General features: G+C 63.3%; 1 protein-coding gene. It reads right to left on the bottom strand.

All coding sequences use genetic code 11. The annotated features are described in order from the left end of the window. The coding region (locus E3T28_RS14670) for an IS481 family transposase (RefSeq protein ID WP_134432679.1) at nt 1-970 on the bottom strand (970 nt) is incomplete at its 3' end. Nucleotides 971-1,075: the final 105 nt, after the last annotated feature.

Below are 1,075 nucleotides of genomic sequence, written 5' to 3'. Positions count from 1 at the left end.
TGTAACTCCCAGAGACCTTGTGAACGCGGTTGATGGGTGGGGTGTTTCCGATGCCGCTGTGGGGTCTGTGGTGATTGTAGTCATGGACCCACTGCTGGTAGGTGGCAGCTCGGGCTTCGTCTGATGTGTAAGCAGCGGCGTATGCCCATTCGGCTTCCAGTGTGCGGTTGAAGCGCTCGACTTTGCCGTTCGTTTGCGGCCGGTAGGGGCGAGTGAATTTGTGCTTGATTCCCGGGCCGAGCGCGGCTTGGAAAGTGCCCGAGCGGTAGCAGGGACCGTTGTCGGTGATCACTCGCAGGACGGTGATGCCGTGGCCGGAGAAGAACGCGTTGGCCCGCTGCCAGAACCCGGCGGCGGTCTCTTTCTTCTCGTCGAGAAGGATCTCGGAGTAGGCCAGCCGTGAGTGGTCGTCGACGGCGTGATGGATGAACGAGTAGCCCCGGCCGCCCTGGTGACCTCTGTGCTTGCGGCCAACGGCCCGGCCGAGAGTTCGGTGCCCACCGCCGTCGGGGATGCGTCCTTGCTTCTTGATATCGACGTGAACGAGGTCGCCCGGGTTCGGGTGCTCGTAGCGGATCGGTTTCGGTTTCCTCACGGGCAGCCCGGTGACCCGGTCGATGTTGGCCAGGCGCGGCATCTGGAAGCGGCGGAGCACATTCTCGACCGTTGACCGGTTCAAGTGCAGGTGAAACGCGATTCGATGAGGTCCCCATCGCCTCGTGAATCGAAGTGCCACGATCCGTCGTTCCATGCGCCTGGGCGTCCGGTTCGGCGAGGTCAGCGGGCGTGACGACAGGTCGCGCATGCCGGCCTCACCAGCGGCCCGATACCGGTCGGCCCACTTCTTCGCCGTCGCCGGCGAGCAACTCATACTCTTCGCGGCCCGCCGCAGGTTCCAGCCATGGACAACGACGCGGCGGGCGAGCAGCAATCGGCCTTTCGGGGACAACAAAGCGTTAGCGTGGGACACGAGGGCCTCCTGGAAATCGAGTGAGTGTGGTTACCCACTTCGATACCGGAGGTCCTCGCCCATTTAACTCAAGCCACGCCGTTCACAACCTCCTTGGGAGTTACA

The organism is Cryobacterium sinapicolor (assembly GCF_004403465.1).
Classification (GTDB): Bacteria; Actinomycetota; Actinomycetes; order Actinomycetales; family Microbacteriaceae; genus Cryobacterium; species Cryobacterium sinapicolor.
Note: the sequence above shows the minus strand (reverse complement) of the source record. Positions and strands in the feature narration are given on the sequence as shown.